Raw genomic sequence first — 15,815 nt, 5'->3', positions numbered from 1 at the left:
TCACGCGCCGGGCGGCGCGGCCGGCGTCGGCTCGCCCGCCGCGGCCGGCGGCGCCTTGACCGGCGCGTGAGCGCGGCGCCGGACAGATAGGCTGGCGCCGCGCTCACGCGCCGGGCGGCGCGGCCGGCGTCGGCTCGCCCGCCGCGGCCGGCGGCGCCTTGACCGGCGCCGACTCGGTGACGAGCTCGCCGTCCCGGTACTCCAGGACGCCCTTGGGCGGCCCGAAGATCGCATAGGCATCGGGCAGGATGAGCGCCTCCCGGAGCACGTCGTCGACGTGCTCCACGAGCACGAGCCGCAGCGCCTTCAGCACCCGCCGAGGCACGTCCCGGAGATCCTTCCGGTTCTCCTTCGGCAGGATGACGGTCGCGATGCCGCCGCGATGGGCCGCGAGCAGCTTCTCCTTGAGCCCTCCGATCGGCATCACGCGCCCGCGCAGGGTGATCTCGCCCGTCATCGCGAGATCCCGCCGGACGGGCACCTTCATGAGCGAGCTGACGAGCGCGGTCACCATCGTGACGCCGGCGCTGGGCCCGTCCTTGCGGACGAAATCGGGGAAGTGAATGTGAACGTCGACCTTCTGATAGACGTCCGCCTCGAGCCCGAGGCGATCGAGGCGCGAACGGACATAGCTCATCGCCGCGTGCCCGCTCTCCTCCATCCCCTTCTCCAGCAGCCCGGTGATCACGAGCTTGCCCTTGCCAGGCACCACCGTCGCCTCGGCCGGGAGCAGATCGCCACCGACGTTGGTCACGGCGAGGCCGTTCACGAGGCCCACCTCGTCGCGCTCCTCGCGACGGCCGAGCCGGTACTTGGGTACCCCGAGGTACTTCGGGATGCTCTTCGCGACGACCTCGATCGGCTTCTCCTTGCCGTCGGACACGACCCGCCTGGCGACCTTGCGGCAGACGCTCGCGATCTCGCGCTCCAGCGAGCGCACGCCGCTCTCCTTCGTGTAGTGATGGATGATCGTCCGGAGCGCCCCTTCCGTGAAGTCGAGCGACACGTCCTCGAGGCCGCACTCCTTCCGCTGCCGGGGAACGAGGTACTTCACCGCGATGTTCAGCTTCTCGAACTCCGTGTAGCCCGAGAGCTGGATGACCTCCATGCGGTCCTGGAGCGGAACCGGGATGCCGGAGAGCGTGTTCGCCGTCGTGATGAACATCACGTCGGAGAGGTCGTAGTCGAGATCCAGGTAGTGGTCGTTGAACGTGTGGTTCTGCTCCGGATCGAGCACCTCGAGCAGCGCCGCCGCCGGATCCCCGCGGAAGTCCGTCGACATCTTGTCGACCTCGTCGAGCAGGAACACGGGGTTGTTCGTCCCGACCTTCTTGAGCGACTGGATCAGCTTGCCGGGGAGCGCGCCGATGTACGTCCGCCGATGGCCGCGGATCTCCGCCTCGTCACGCACGCCGCCGAGCGACAGCCTCACGAACTTGCGCCCCGTCGCGCGCGCGATCGACTTCGCCAGGCTCGTCTTGCCGACGCCGGGCGGCCCCACGAAGCAGAGCACCGGGCCCTTGAGCTTCTTCGTGAGCGCCTGGACCGCCAGATACTCGAGGATCCGCTCCTTGATCTTCTTGAGGCCATAATGGTCCTCGTCGAGGATCCGCTCGGCCTCCACGAGGTCATAACGCTCCTCGCTCTTGTCGTACCAGGGGAGCTCGAGGATCCAATCGATGTAGTTGCGCACCACGGTCGCCTCGGCGCTCGTGGGGTGCATCATCTTCAGCTTCTTGAGCTCCTTCTTGACCTTCGCGGCGGCCTCCTTGCTCATCCGCTTGGTCTTGAGGGCCTCTTCGATCTCCTGGATCTCGTTCTTGAACTCGTCGCGCTCGCCGCCGCCCAGCTCCTTCTGGATGGCCTGCATCTGCTCGTTGAGATAGTACTCCTTCTGCGTCTTCTCCATCTGCTTCTTGACGCGACTCCGGATCTTCTTCTCCACCTGGAGAATCTCGATCTCGGCCTGCATCAACTCGATGAGACGCTCGAGCCGCTTCTGCGGCTCCTCCATCTCGAGCAGCGCCTGCCGATCGGTCAGCTTGATCGTCGGCAGGTTGGCGATGATGGTGTCGGCGAGCCGCGAGGCCTCGTCGATGGCCTGCACCGCCATCAGGACCTCGGGCTGAATCTTCTTGTTGAGCTTGACGTACATCTCGAACGTCGACTGGACCGAGCGCATCAGCGCCTCGACCTCGACGCTCGCGACCGAGCTCTCGACGATCTCGTCGTACTCGACGAGGAAGTAAGCATCGCTCTGGACGTAGCGGCGGATGCGCGCCCGGCGCTTGCCCTCGATGAGGACCTTGACGGTGCCGTCCGGGAGGCGGAGCAGCTGCATGATGGCGCCGACCGACCCGACGCCGAAGATGTCGTCCGGCGTCGGATCGTTCGTCTTCGCGTTCCGCTGCGCGGCCAGGAAGATCTCCTTGCCGCGGTTCATCGCCTCGTCGAGCGCGGCGATGCTGCGCTCGCGCCCGACGAACAGCTGCGAGACCATATGTGGAAAGACGATGATGTCGCGAAGCGGGAGCAACGGGACGATCCCGCGCTCGGGTGCGTTCTTGCCGCGATCACTGTCGTTCTTGAAGAACATCCGCCGTCTTTCCGGGAGTCTCAGGAGGCCGGGGCGCCCCGCCTCGGTTGTCACAAATGGCTTGGTTTGATGCTGAACTTCCGCCGGCTCGTCCCGCCGCCCTCCAGGGACAGGCGGCGCCGGCACGCTCGGAGGAGCCTCCGGGGGCGAAGGCGCGCGACGCGGCCCTCTTCGCGGGCCGGGTCGCGCATCGCGCCCCGGCCCGCGCCCCCGGGGGGCGAGCGCTACGCGAGCTCTGCCTCCTTCGTGTACACGATGAGCGGAGGCTCGTGCTTCACGATCACGTCCTCGCTGACGACGACCTCCTTGATCCCCGTACGGGAGGGGACGTCGTACATGATGTCGAGCATCGCAGACTCGAGGATCGCGCGGAGGCCGCGGGCGCCGCTGTTCCTCTCGAGGGCCTGGCGGGCCACCGCCACGAGCGCGCCCCGGGTGAACTTGACCTTCACCCCGTCCATCTCGAAGAGCTTCTGGTACTGCTTGACCAGGCTGTTCTTCGGCTTCGTGAGGATGTCGATGAGCGCCTCCTCGTTGAGCTCGTGGAGCGTCGCCACGACCGGCAAGCGCCCGATGAACTCCGGGATGAGCCCGAACTTGAGGAGGTCCTCCGGCTGGACGACGCTGAGCAGGTCGCCCAGCTTGAAGTCCTTCTTCGCCTTGATGTCCGCGCCGAAGCCGAGGGTGTTCTGGCCGATGCGCCGCTGGATGATCTGGTCGAGCCCGACGAACGCGCCGCCGCAGATGAACAGGATGTTCGTCGTGTCGACCTGCAGGAAATCCTGCTGCGGGTGCTTGCGGCCGCCCTTCGGGGGGACGTTGGCGATCGTCCCCTCGATGATCTTGAGCAGCGCCTGCTGCACGCCCTCGCCCGACACGTCGCGCGTGATGCTCGGGTTGTCGCTCTTCCGGCTGATCTTGTCGATCTCGTCGATGTAGACGATGCCGCGCTGCGCGCGCTCGACGTCGTGATCCGCGTTCTGAAGGAGCTGGACGATGATGTTCTCGACGTCCTCGCCCACGTAGCCGGCCTCGGTCAGCGTCGTCGCGTCCGCGATGGCGAAGGGGACGTTGATGATCTTGGCGAGCGTCTGCGCAAGGAGCGTCTTGCCGGAGCCCGTCGGCCCCAGCAGGAGGATGTTCGACTTGGACAGCTCTACGTCGTCCGAGGAGACCCTGCTGTCGATGCGCTTGTAGTGGTTGTGCACCGCCACAGCGAGGATCTTCTTGGCGCGGTTCTGGCCGACGACGTACTCGTCCAACGTCGCTTTGATGTCGGCGGGCTTGGGCACCGGGGTCGACCCCGCGTACGGCTCGTCCTTCTCGACCTCCTCCGCGATGATGTCATTGCAGAGCCCGATGCACTCATCGCAGATGTACACCGTGGGGCCCGCGATGAGCTTCTTCACCTCTTTTTGCGACTTGCCGCAGAAAGAGCAGCTTAAATTGCCATTCGAGTGATCGTCCCGCCTTCGCTCCACTTCGACCCTCAGTGCGGTCTGCCGACGCTACCGCTTCAATGAGAGGTGGGGTCCCGCCGCAGCGGCCCCTCCAACTTGCGGTGGGAACGGCTTCCACCGTCCCCAGGATTTTCAGCGATGCGCAGCCAAACGCCGCGCTCGGATTCTAGTGCGGTGCCCGTACCGTCGCAAGCTAACGGGGGTGGTCTCCAGCCTGTGGCCAAAGTCAGGGAATCGCCCGATGGCGCCCCGCAGCCGGCCACCGACGAGGCCGCGTGCCGCGCGCAGAGCAGCGGATCGGGCGAGCGCAGCGCTGCGCGCGAGGCCACGCCTGCGGGCTCCGCTCCCACGCGCGCCCGCGCGCAGCGCCCGGCGCGCCATAGCGGCGCGACGCGACATCGCCACGTCGTGCGACGGCGCGCCGCGGCCCGGCGCGCCTCCGCGCCGGCCCTCGGCCCCAGCACGCCCGCCGGCCGCGGCGGCGCGGTCACCTACTTGTTCCGCTTCGGGAAGACCTCGTCGATCAGGCCATACTCCTTGGCCTGCGTCGCGCTCAGGTAGAAGTCGCGCTCGATGTCCTTCGCCAGCTCGTCGCGGTTCTTGCCGGTCGCGTCGACGAGGATGTCGATCAGCGTCTCCTTGATCTTCTTGATCTCGCGCGCCTGGATCTCGATGTCCGTCGCCTGGCCGCGCGCGCCGCCGAGCGGCTGGTGGATCATGATCCGCGCGTGCGGCAGCGCGAAGCGCCGACCCTTGCGGCCCGCCCCGAGCAGCACGGCGCCCATCGACGCGGCCTGGCCGATGCACATCGTCGACACCGGGCAACGCACGTACTGCATCGTGTCGTACATCGCGAGGCCCGACGTCACAACGCCGCCCGGGCTGTTGATGTAGACCTGGATCTCCTTCTCGGGATCCTCGCTCTCCAGGAAGAGGAACTGCGCGATCACGGCGTTCGCGACGAAGTCGTCGATCTCCGTGCCGATGAAGACGATGCGATCCTTGAGGAGGCGGCTGAAGATGTTCCACTCCCGCTCGCCGCGGTGGGTCACCTCGGTGACTGTCGGGAGGATGTAGGCCTTCTCGCGTTCGAGAAACTCGATGGCTTGGGTGCGGGTTTCGACTCGTCGGGTCATCCGGTGCTCCGGGGGGTTCGCTGCCGCGCGGCAGGGGCTCTACTCCTGGGCCAGACTGCGTCCGATCGCAAGACCGAACGCGCCCGATGTTACCGGAATTATCGGCTGCTCGCCGCGCGGCGCACGGAACAAGCGCCGCGCCGCGGCTCGCTCAATCCGGCTCGCGCGCGATATCGCTCGGGAGCGCGCCGCGCCACAACCTGGACGAACGGCGCACGCCCGATCCGCAGATCCGAGGTGCTGTGTGAAGTGATGCCGAGCGGCGCAGAAGCCCGGCCATCGTCGATCGGGCGTCGGGCTCCTGCCGGGTGGGGTCAGCTCGCGTCGGCGACCTTCGCCGCAGCCTCGATGATGTCGAGGATCTTGTCCTCGAGGATCATCCCGGCGAAGAGCTCCCGCTTCTGGGGCTCGCGGTACTCCGCCTTGACCTTCGCCACGTTCTTGCCCGTCTGCTCGGCGAGCTCCGCGTAGCCCTTCTCGAGATCGGCCTCGGTGATCCTGACCTCCTTCGCCTTCGCGATCTCGGCCATGACGAGGCCCGCGCGCACCTTCATCTCGGCGTCGAGCCGCACGCGGGCGCGGAACTCCGGCGTCGGATCGACGCGCTGCCCCTGCCTCCGGGCCGTCGCGAGCAGCTCGCGCTCGGCGAGCTGCGCCTGCTGATCGACGAGCGACGGCGGGACCGGGATCGGGTTCGCCTTGCAGAGCTCCACCACGAGCTGCTCGGCGACGGCGTCGCTCGCCCGCTGCGTCAGCTCCTTCTCGAGCCTCTTGCGGAGCGACTCGCGGAGCGCGGGCAGGCTCTCCTCGCCGCAGTCCTTCGCGAACTCATCGTCCACCTCCGGGAAGATGCGCTCCCGGAGATCCTTCAGCGTGATGTGGAAGATCGCCTGCTTCCCCCGCAGATCCGCGTTGGAGTGCTGCTCGGAGAACGTGACCGGGACGTCCTTCGTCTGGCCGGGCGTCATCCCGAAGAGGGCGTCCTCGATCTCCTTGAAGACCTGCCCGCTGCCGAGCTCGGTCTCGATCTCCTGCTCCTTCGTGTCGCGCAGCGCGCCGCCGACCTCGAGCGTGAACGCGATCGTCGCGACGTCCCCCTTCGCCCCGGGGCGCTCGGGCTCGGGCGCCTGCAGCGTCGAGTGCTCGCGGCGCAGCGAGGTGATCTCGGCGTCGATCATCTCCTCCGTCGGCGTGGTCGAGGGGCGCTTCACCTCGAAGCCCTCCCACTTGACCTCGGCGATGTCGGGGCGGACCTCGAAGCGGGCCTTGTAGGAGAACGCGTCGTCAGGGCGGAGCTCGGCGGGCGCGATCGCCGGCTGGGACAGGGGCTGCACCTGCTTGTCGGCGAGCGCCTGGTTCAGCGTGGCGTCGACGAGCCGCTGGGCGACATCGGCGTGGATGCGGCCGCCATAGAGGTGCGCGAGCACCTGGCGCGGCGCCTTGCCAGGCCGGTAGCCCCTGACCCGGGCCGTCCTCTGGAGCGCCGTATAGGCCTTGTCGACCTCGCTCCGGACCCGGTCCGCGGGGACCTCCACCTGAAACTCCATCAGCACGGGAGAAAGCTTTTCGACGTTGACTTGCATGGCCGTTTTTTTCGAAGGGCGGCACTCGTGCCACGCGTCGCTGGGGGGGTCAAGACGAGCGGCAGGACGCTGCTTTAAAAAAAGGAGCCCCGGCGGAGAGGCGGCCGCCGGGGCTCAGATCCCGGGAGGGATCGTGCAAGCTGATGTGCAGCGCCGCGCAGCGCCGGCGCTGGCGACGCGACGTCACGGGGCGAGAACGCCAAGCCCGACCGCGAGGACGTGCGAGGGCGTTGAAGCCCGCCCGCGCGCCGCCCCGCCGCGCTCAGTCGTCGTCCGAGACGTCGAAGGGGTCCTTCTCGAAGTCGAGCTCAGCGTCGAAGGACCCCTCCTCCTCGACGATGTCCTCGAGCGAGAAACCGACACGGCTCGGGCGGAGAATCTCCCGCTCGAACTCTGCAAAGTTCTGATACGACCTGGGAAGCGGCATCTGTCCTCCTCACATGTGCCGAGGCGACGGCGGTGCGTCGGTCTGCTCGGCGAAGCTGGGCACCACGTCCGTGATCAAGGGGCGGTCAGCGTCGACCCGCGACTCGAGGTCGAGGGCGGACGACGGCGCGAGCCGATCGCCGACCTGCGTTGAAGCGAAGGCGAAAGCACGAGGATCGGCGCAGGAGCGAGCGGCGCAGGCCCGCGCCCGTCGCACCAGAAGGCTCGGGCAAGGACCCGGTCGACGGGCCCCGGGTCGCAGCAGGCCAGCAGCGCCCCGCCGAGGCCGAAGCAGCGGCCTCGCCTGGAGGCTCGCCCGCGCGCCCGTGCGCCCGCCGTTCGCTTACCTTTGCCTACATCAAGCGACATGTGGGCACTGTAGAACCACCTGCCGTTCAGGCCAACAATCCGGCGAGCGAATGGGTGCGAGGCGCCTGCTTCTCTCGACGTGCCGGTGGGGGTCGTGTAAGCAGCCGGGTCGGACGCGACACAGCACGATGCCATCGCCCAACGAGGGGGGCGCGCCCGGCAAGCCCGGCTCCGCCCCCAAGCCATCGCCTGTCATCTTCGCCGTCGCCAACCAGAAGGGGGGCGTCGGCAAGACCACGACCTCGGTCAACCTGGCCGCGAGCTTCGCCGCGGCGGAGTGCCGGACGCTGCTCGTCGACTGCGATCCGCAGGGGAACGCGTCGAGCGGCGTCGGCGTGCGGCGCGGGAGCTTCGAGCTGTCCCTCTACGATGTCCTGATCGGGCGGGCGGCGCTGAAGGAGGCGATCGTCGCGACCGAGGTGCCGCTGCTCGGCGTGGTGCCCGCGACCCAGGACCTCGTCGCGGCGGAGCTCGAGCTGGTCGACGCGGACGACCGCGCGGTGCGGCTGCGCAACGCGCTCCGCCCCCAGCTCGCCGGCTACGATTACGTCGTGCTCGATTGCCCGCCGTCGCTCGGGCTGCTCACGCTGAACGCGCTCACGGCGGCGCACCGCGTGCTCGTGCCGCTCCAGTGCGAGTACTACGCGCTCGAGGGGCTGACGCACCTCATGGCGACGATCGACCGGGTGCGGAGCGCCTTCAACCCGGAGCTCACGGTCGAGGGCGTCGTGCTCACGATGTTCGACGGCCGCAACTCGCTCACCCACCAGGTGGCCGACGAGGTGAAGGCGCACTTCCGCGTCTTCGAGTCGATCATCCCGCGCAACGTGAAGCTCAGCGAGGCGCCGTCGCACGGCAAGCCGGCGCTGCTCTACGACGCGCAGTCGAAGGGGGCGCAGGGCTACCTGAGCCTCGCGCGCGAGATCCTGGACGGCCCGCCCGCCGCGGCAGACGTGAAGAAGCGGCAGCGCGCGGACGCCGCCCAGGCGGAGCCGCCGGCCGAGCCTTCACCCCAGCAGAACCCCGGAGAGCGCGCGAGGGACGCACGACCCAGATCATGAATGCCGATCAGAAAGGGGCGCGGCGCGCGCTCGGACGAGGGCTCGACGCCCTGCTCCCGGCGGCGCCGACGACGACAGCGACCGCGGCTGACGGGCGCAGCGTATTCGTGTGCGCGATCGAGAAGATCGTCCCGCAGAAGGGGCAGCCGCGGCAGCACTTCGACGAGACCGAGCTCGAGGAGCTGACCGGGAGCATCCGCGAGCACGGGCTCATCGAGCCGCTCATCGTGCGCAGGACGCAGGCCGCGAACGACAGCTTCGAGCTCATCGCGGGCGAGCGGCGGTGGCGCGCGGCGCAGCGCGCGGGGCTCAGGGAGGTGCTCGTCGTCGTCAAGGACGTCTCCCCGAAGGAGGCGTTCGAGCTCGCGCTCGTCGAGAACGTGCAGCGGGCCGACCTCAACCCGATCGAGATCGCCGAGGCGTTCGATCGGCTGCTGCGCGAGCACAGCTACACGCACCAGACCCTCGCCGAGCGCGTCGGCAAGGACCGCACGACGATCGTCAACTCGCTGCGGCTGCTCCGGCTGCCGCCGCGGATCCGCAGCATGGTCATCTCGCGCGAGCTCAGCGAGGGCCACGCGCGCGCGCTGCTCGGGGCGCCCAGCGACAAGGTGATGGCCGACGTCGCGGAGCGGACCGTCCACGGCAAGCTCCCCGTCCGCAAGGTCGAGGCGCTGATCAAGGCGGCGAAGGAGAAGGAGCTCCGGGCCGCCGAGGGCGAGGAGCAGGGCGACAAGAAGCGCGGGGGGAAGTCGCCCGCGATCAAGGACCTGGAGGGGCGGCTCGCGCGGCGGCTCGGGACGCGGGTCGAGGTGCGCGACCAGGGCGGCCACGGCGAGCTCGGCATCACCTACGGCTCGCTCGACGAGCTCGACAGGATCATCGCGCTGCTCGGCGCGTGAGCGCGCGCAGGGGCGCTCGCCCGCCTTCGCAGGCGGGCGGGCTCGGCGCGTTAGCCCGCGCGCAGGGGCGCTCGCCCGCCTTCGCAGGCGGGCGGGCTCGGCGCGTTAGCCCGCGCGCTACTTCACCCTGGCGCTCAGCTCTTTCACCTTGGCGCGGGCGCGCTTGCCGATCTCGGTCTCGCCCCCGAGCTTGCCGGCCTCCGTGAGCGCGGCGATCGCGCTCTGCGGCTTGCGCTCGGCCAGGAACGACAGGCCGAGGTAGTAGTGCGCGGCCGCGAACCGCGGGTCCACCTTGATCGCCGCCTGGTAGTCGGCGCGCGCCCCCGGCTCGTCGCCGAGCTCGTGGCGGCACGTCCCGCGGCGCACGTGGAACTCGGCCTCCGGCTTCAGCTTGATGGCGCGGTCGAACGCCGCCACGCAGTCGGCGTACGCCTTCGCCGGCCCGAGCATCCGCCCGATCGTCGCGAGCGTCGCCACGTCGTCGCCGGTGGCCGCGAGCGCCTTCTTCAGCTCCGCCGCGGCCCGGTCGAGCGCCTTCGCCTCGAACAGCATCGCGCCGTAGGCGAAGCGCGTGGCGGGCGTGTCCTCGGACTTGAGCGCCGCCTCGTAGTGCTTGCTCGCGCTCGCGACGTCGCCCTTCAGCCCGTACGCGTAGCCCAGGTTCTGGTGGAGCGCGGCCCGATCCGGCGCCTGCTCGACCGCCTTCGACAGCACCGCGATCGCCTCGTCCGGCCGGGCCGGCTCGTCCAGGTAGAGCGCGGCCAGGTTCAGCGCGGCGGCCTCGAGCTTGGGATCGCTCGCGAGCGCCTTCTTGTACGACGCCTCGGCGCCGGGGCGATCGTTCGTCTTCTCGCTCGCGAGGCCGAGGTAGTAGTGCGCCTCGGCGCTGCCCGGCTCGTGCTCGATCGCCTGGAGGAGGTGCGGCTTCGCCTCCTCGTACTTCTCGTTCTTGATGTACGCGATGCCCCGGTCCAGCTCCGTGGACGACGCGCCCTTCGACGCCGCCGCGTCGCTCCCTTCGGGCGGATCGGCCAGGAGCGGGTCGCGCTGGGGCTCCTGCGCCCCCCCGCACGCCGCGACGCACGCGGCGAGCGCCATCGCCGACAGGATCTGCCGCGCGGCGGGCCTCACCGCCGTCCACACCGCGCGCGTAAACCACCTCTCGTTCATCCGACACTCCCTTCGCCGTCCAGGCCCTGGAGGACGGCGTGCAGCCGCTCCTCCACCTCTTGCGTCCGCTTGCCGTTCGCGATCTTCGTCCCGTCCGCGTCGCTCACGTAGAACACGTCGGCCACGCGCGTCCCCTCCGTGTTGATCTTCGCGACCGAGATCGACAGGCCGAGCTGGTAGAGCGCGTCCGAGATCGCGAACAGGAGGCCGGGGCGATCGCGCGTGAGGACCTCGATCACCGTGTGGTGCGAGGCGCGATCGTCGATGGAGATCTGCGTCCGGACCTTCGGCGTCGGGCGCTCGCGCAGCGCGCCGCCCCGGCGCTTCTTGGCGAGCTCGGCGCCGGAGAGCTGCCCCGACAGCACCGCCGTGATGTCGGCGACGAGCTTCGGGATGGCGCGGGCCACCCCCCCTACCCCTTCGGCGCGGTCGCGCACCCAGAACAGGTCGACGGCCTGGAGGCGCACGCCCGCGGGCGGGGACGAGCCCGCCCTCGCGCGGATCACGCCGCCCTCGTCCATCCCCTCGTCGTCGCACGCGCGCGAGTGGATCTGCGCCGCGTGGACCTCGAGGCGCGAGGCCGCGAGCGCGGCCGTGATCGCCGCGAGCAAGCCGGGGCGATCCGGCGCCACCACGCAGACCTCCGCGGCCTCCGGGTGGCGCGACGGGACGAGCGCGACCGAGACGCTGTTCGCGCCGGACTGCTGCTGCCGGGCGAGCTCGGAGTGCGCGGCGATCGCGGCCGGGCTGTTCGCGAGCAGGTAGCGCTCGGGCATCGACGCGAGGTAGCGGGCCAGGAAATCCCGCTGCGCGCGCCGCTCGGCCTCGCTCGCGGCCGGGAGGTCCTCGAGGGCGCCCACCGTGCCGCTGATCGCGCGGGCCATGCGCTGGTCGTCGATGTCGAACGGCCCGGCGTCCTCGCGCGCGCCGCGCAGGGCCTTGTCCGCGGAGAGGTACAGCTCGTCGAGCATGCGCGCCTTCCACGACGTCATCGACGTGGGGCTCGTCGTCGAGAGGTCGGCGACCGTGAGCAGGTAGAGATCGCGCAGCCCCTCGCGGCCGTGCACCTCCTGGCAGAACTCCGAGATCGTCGCGGGGTCGTCGAGGTCGCGCCGGGTCGCGATGAGGTACATCACGAGGTGCTTCAGCACGAGGTGGCACGCCTCGTCGATGTCCTCCTGAGGGAAGCCGAGCCGCGCCAGGATCTTCCGGGCCATCTCGGCGCCGCGCCCGCTGTGATCGGTGCCCCCGATCGCCTTGCCCACGTCGTGCAGCAGCGTGGCGAAGAACAGCATCGTCGGCCGCGTCGCCTCGGCGGCGAGCCGGCACGCGAGCCCGAACTCGCCCGCGAGCTCGCCGCGCACGAGCGCCGCCAGCCGATCGACCGCGGCGACCGAGTGAACGTCGACCGTGTACACGTGGTAGACGTCGTGGTGGACGCGCCCGACCACCGGCAAGAACTCCGGGATCATCGCGAGCAGGAGGCCGAGGTCGTGCAGCTCGCGGATGACCGAGCCGCTCTGCAGCTCCGTCTCCTTGCACGTGGCGACGAGGGTCCGGAACCGCTCGGCGGCCTCGGGGCTCTCGCGGAGCGCCGCGCAGAACGCCGGATCGCCGGCGGCGCGGACGATCGCCCCGCGCGCGTAGGGCAAGAGCGGCACGCCGCGCTCGACGGCCTCGGAGACGAGCCGCAGCGCGATCGCCGGATCGGTCCTCAGGAGATCCGGATCGCTCATCGTGATGCAGCCGTCGAAGAGGCGGACCCCGCCGCCGAGGTCCTCGTCGCGGCGGCGGCGCCGCGTCAGCGTCGGCGTGGCGCGCGAGACGATCATGTCGAGGGAGCGCGAGATGGTCCGGGCGCTCCGGTAGTAATCGCTCATCATCCGCTCGATCGCCTCGGGCGACACGGCGGGCTCGTCGGCGGGCGGCGCGCCCTTCCGCCCGGCGTCGGCCGGACCGGCGCCCTTGCTGTAGCCGAGCACGCCCGCGCACAGCTCCTGCTCGTCGAACGTCAGCCGGTCGGTCCTCCGCCCGGAGTGGGCGTGGAGCAGGTTGCGGATGCGCCAGAGCATCTCCGCCGCGCTCCGGATCTCCTCCGCCTCGCGGGCGACGAGCGCGCCGAAGCGGACGAGCGCGTCGAACTCGCCGACGCCGTAGCGCGCCTTCGCGGCCCAGCGGGCGACGTCGAGATCGCGCAGCCCGCCCGCGCCGTTCTTCACGTCCGGCTCCAGGAGGTAGACCGAGCCGCCGAAGCGCTCGTGCCGCTGCGAGATCTCCTTCCCGAGCCGCTCGATGAAGCGGGGGAGCTCCGAGTGCGCGAAGATGCCCGAGGAGGCGCGCTGCCAGAGCGCGTCCGACAGCGACGCGTCGCCCACGACGTGCCGCCAGTCGAGCAGGCTCGTCGCGGTGGGCAGATCGTCCCGCGCGCCATCGATGAGGTCGTCGATGGTGACGACCTGGTGCCCCACCGCGACCCCCATGTCCCAGAGCGGGTAGAGCAGCGCGTCCGCGATGGCGCTGGCGCGCTGGGCGTTGCGGGCGAGGATGCGCAGATCGAGATCGCTCCGCAGCGCGACCGCGTCGCGGCCGTAGCCTCCGACCCCGGCGATCGCGACAGAGTCCCACTCGGCGCGGCTGGGTCCGCCGGACTCGCGCAGCAGGTGGAAGAGGCGCGCCAGGAGGTCGTCGAGCAGGCGCGCGTGGCGCCGCCCCAGCGCGACCCCGACGGCGGCCGGATCCGCGGCCGGGGTGGGGCCGCTCGGCACCGTGCGATCGAGCGCGGCGCGCTCGCGCGCGTAGGTGGCGCGGAGCTCGGCGAGCCCGCTGGGCCTGGACGTGGGGGAGAGGTCGACGCTCATGCGGTGTGGCTCGGCTTTCTCAGGCGCCGGGGGCGCGGAAGGCGGTGACGTGCGCGTTCACCTTGACCGGGGTGAGGCCGGCGCCGCAGAGGCGCGGCGCCTCGCTCGCGGCGGAGAAGAGGAGCCCGCCCGGACCGAGCTCGGCCGCGAGGCGGCGGGCCACCGCATCGCCCGCGGGCTGCGCGAGATACAGGAGCACGTTCTTGAAGAAGATGATTTGGAACCCGCCGCTCGGCACGGCATGGACCAGATCGCAGACCTCGAAGGAGACGACGTCGCGGAGCTGCTGGTTCATGTGCAGCGCTCCGCCCTTCACTTCACAGTAGCGCTGAGCGAAGGGCGGGGGCAGCTGGTCGACGGCATCGGCGGAGTAGACGGCCTCGCGCGCCGCCTCGATCGCCGGAGCGGCGCGGTCGACCCCGAGCACGCTGAAGCGGCGGCCCGCGCTCGCGAGCACCATCCCCAGGGTGTAGGCCTCCTCGCCGGTGCTGCAGCCGGCCGAGAGGCCGGCGATGGGCAGGTCGGGCGGGAGCCTCGGCAGCACCGAGGTGGCGATCGCCTCCCAGATGATCGGATCGCGGTAGAAGCGCGTCTCGCCCACGCGGAGCGCGCTGACGATCTCCTCGATGGCCGCCCTGTCGTCTCGCAGCCGTTCGGCGGCGGCGAGCGGGGACACGCCGTGGCGCGCGGCCACGGCGCTGAGGACGGCGAGGACGCGCTCGCGCACCCACCCTGGGGCCGCGAGGCTGCGGCCCAGGCCGAACCGGCGCTCCAGGTCGGCGAGCGCGAGGTCGACGGCCCGCTGGGCGGACCGCGCCGCAGGACCTGCTCCCGCTCTCGGCGATCGGGCCATGGGACGGTCGTCGCGATCAGCCGAGGAAGCCGGCCTTCCTGGCCTGGGTTCCCTTGCCGCCGCCGTCGAGGGCGATGGCGAACACGTCCTTCAGCGCGAGCACGAACGTCTCGCCCTTGGTGCTGCGCGCCTTGAGGAGCCCGCCCGCGCTCGACACGGCCTCGATCTTCGTCACCGGGAGCGACACGCCGTCGTGCGCGGCGTAGAGCGTGAGCATGCGCCCTTCGGGGAGCTCGGCCCAGCCATCCTTGTCGGTCTTCGCCTCTGCGGTCTCGAGGGCTGCCTTGAGTAGGTCGTCGGTCATGAGCAACGTTTCCGTCCCGCGCCCTGCCGCGTCAAGCACGTGCTCGCCCTTACTGTGATGCAAGGCGATCGGCGTCCTGGGGGGCCTCCTCCGTGGTACCGTACTGCGCGGATGTCGAGAAGGCCGCCCAGCCAGCCGCCCCCCCACCGCGGGGCCCCCCCTGAGGCGCAGCAGGTGGGCAACATGCCGCCTGGGTGGCAGGCGGGGGATCACCTCTTCGTCGACGACATCAAGAAATCGTTCGGGCCGACGAAGGTGCTGCACGGCATCACCATGCACCTGCGGCGGACCGAGACGGCGGTGATCATCGGCGGGTCGGGCGCGGGCAAGACCACGCTGCTCCGGCTGCTCATCGGGCTGGAGCGGCCGACCACCGGCCACATCTGGGTCGACGGCGTGGACATGGGCGCCCTCGACGACTTCGAGATGAACCGGATGCGCCAGCGGTTCGGCATGGTGTTCCAGTACGCCGCGCTGCTCGACTCGCTGACGATCTTCGACAACGTGGCGTTCCCGCTGCGCGAGCACCGGAAGCACATGTCGAAGCGGGACATCCGCGACAAGGTCGTGGGCATGCTGAACTCGCTCGGCCTCGAGAACAAGGAGGACCGGATGCCGTCGGAGCTGTCCGGCGGGCAGCGCAAGCGCGTGGGCCTGGCGCGCGCGCTGATGCTGGAGCCCGAGATCCTCATCTACGACGAGCCGACAAGCGGGCTCGATCCGCTGACGAGCCGGCTGGTCGACGACCTGATCGAGGAGACGCGGGCGCGCTTCAAGGTGACGAGCGTGGTGATCTCGCACGACATGGCGAGCACGTTCCGCATCGCGCACCAGGCGTTCCTCGTGATCCAGGGGCGTGTCGTCGCGTCGGGTACGCCGGACGAGCTGGCGCACGGCGACAACGAGCAGGCGCGCCAGTTCATCGCGGCGTCAGGGGTGGCGACGAATGAGGTGGCGCGGGTGAACCGGCCTACGCTGGCGGACAGCCAGGGTGGGCGGGTGATCGAGTTCAGGAAGGCGGCGGAGTAGCCAAGGGGGGCGCGGGACGGGAGGGTCTGCCGGGGCGCTCGGGCCTACGCTCTTCGTCGCTGGAACGA

The 15,815-nt window shown here is 70.3% G+C and carries 12 protein-coding genes; 3 read left to right on the top strand and 9 right to left on the bottom strand.

Translation table 11 applies throughout. The annotated features are described in order from the left end of the window. Window positions 1-103: 103 nt before the first annotated feature. From lon to WME90_RS16380, 5 genes are all read right to left on the bottom strand, one after another. Window positions 104-2,596, bottom strand: a complete 2,493-nt coding sequence (gene lon, locus WME90_RS16400; RefSeq protein WP_437282064.1) for an endopeptidase La — start codon at window positions 2,594-2,596, stop codon at window positions 104-106. Window positions 2,597-2,820: 224 nt separating this feature from the next. Beyond that, on the bottom strand, window positions 2,821-4,077 hold the full coding sequence (gene clpX / locus WME90_RS16395) for an ATP-dependent Clp protease ATP-binding subunit ClpX (RefSeq protein ID WP_012235779.1): 1,257 nt from the start codon (window positions 4,075-4,077) through the stop codon (window positions 2,821-2,823). A gap of 470 nt (window positions 4,078-4,547) precedes the next feature. Further along, window positions 4,548-5,192 (bottom strand): ATP-dependent Clp protease proteolytic subunit, encoded by a 645-nt coding sequence (locus tag WME90_RS16390; protein WP_437282063.1) that lies wholly within the window; start codon window positions 5,190-5,192, stop codon window positions 4,548-4,550. Window positions 5,193-5,506: 314 nt separating this feature from the next. Further along, window positions 5,507-6,775, bottom strand: coding sequence for a trigger factor (gene tig, locus WME90_RS16385; protein ID WP_437282062.1), 1,269 nt, complete (start codon window positions 6,773-6,775; stop codon window positions 5,507-5,509). 262 nt (window positions 6,776-7,037) lie between these two features. Then, the gene (locus WME90_RS16380) at window positions 7,038-7,202 is read right to left on the bottom strand and encodes a transcriptional regulator (RefSeq protein WP_437282061.1); all 165 of its coding nucleotides are present in this window, start codon (window positions 7,200-7,202) and stop codon (window positions 7,038-7,040) included. Window positions 7,203-7,698: 496 nt separating this feature from the next. Here WME90_RS16380 and WME90_RS16375 point away from each other — a divergent pair, with 496 nt between their 5' ends. Further along, a complete protein-coding gene (locus tag WME90_RS16375) occupies window positions 7,699-8,631 on the top strand; it encodes a ParA family protein (protein ID WP_437282060.1) in 933 nt (310 codons plus the stop codon). Continuing rightward, the gene (locus WME90_RS16370; protein WP_437282059.1) at window positions 8,628-9,533 is read left to right on the top strand and encodes a ParB/RepB/Spo0J family partition protein; all 906 of its coding nucleotides are present in this window, start codon (window positions 8,628-8,630) and stop codon (window positions 9,531-9,533) included. Before WME90_RS16375 ends, WME90_RS16370 begins: the two co-directional genes overlap by 4 nt. Window positions 9,534-9,650: 117 nt before the next feature. Here WME90_RS16370 and WME90_RS16365 read toward each other — a convergent pair whose 3' ends face one another. From WME90_RS16365 to WME90_RS16350, 4 genes are read right to left on the bottom strand one after another with little or no spacing between them, the layout of a single operon-like run. Continuing rightward, window positions 9,651-10,703 (bottom strand): tetratricopeptide repeat protein, encoded by a 1,053-nt coding sequence (locus WME90_RS16365; RefSeq protein ID WP_437282058.1) that lies wholly within the window; start codon window positions 10,701-10,703, stop codon window positions 9,651-9,653. Next, window positions 10,700-13,561 carry a [protein-PII] uridylyltransferase gene (glnD, locus tag WME90_RS16360; RefSeq protein ID WP_437282057.1) on the bottom strand — a complete coding sequence of 954 codons (2,862 nt, stop codon included), beginning with the start codon at window positions 13,559-13,561 and terminating at the stop codon, window positions 10,700-10,702. Before glnD ends, WME90_RS16365 begins: the two co-directional genes overlap by 4 nt. Before the next feature lie 19 nt (window positions 13,562-13,580). Beyond that, window positions 13,581-14,414 carry a CheR family methyltransferase gene (locus tag WME90_RS16355; protein WP_437282056.1) on the bottom strand — a complete coding sequence of 278 codons (834 nt, stop codon included), beginning with the start codon at window positions 14,412-14,414 and terminating at the stop codon, window positions 13,581-13,583. Window positions 14,415-14,430: 16 nt separating this feature from the next. Further along, a complete protein-coding gene (locus tag WME90_RS16350; protein ID WP_437282055.1) occupies window positions 14,431-14,718 on the bottom strand; it encodes a hypothetical protein in 288 nt (95 codons plus the stop codon). 183 nt (window positions 14,719-14,901) lie between these two features. On the opposite strand from WME90_RS16350, the gene WME90_RS16345 reads away from it, so the two are divergent. Next, complete coding sequence (locus tag WME90_RS16345; RefSeq protein WP_437282054.1) at window positions 14,902-15,747, top strand: ABC transporter ATP-binding protein; 846 nt, start codon at window positions 14,902-14,904, stop codon at window positions 15,745-15,747. Window positions 15,748-15,815: the final 68 nt, after the last annotated feature.

The organism is Sorangium sp. So ce375, from assembly GCF_051473855.1.
Classification (GTDB): domain Bacteria; phylum Myxococcota_A; class Polyangia; order Polyangiales; family Polyangiaceae; genus Sorangium.
The sequence above is the reverse complement of the archived record's forward strand: the minus strand, read 5'-3'. Positions and strand labels throughout refer to the sequence as shown.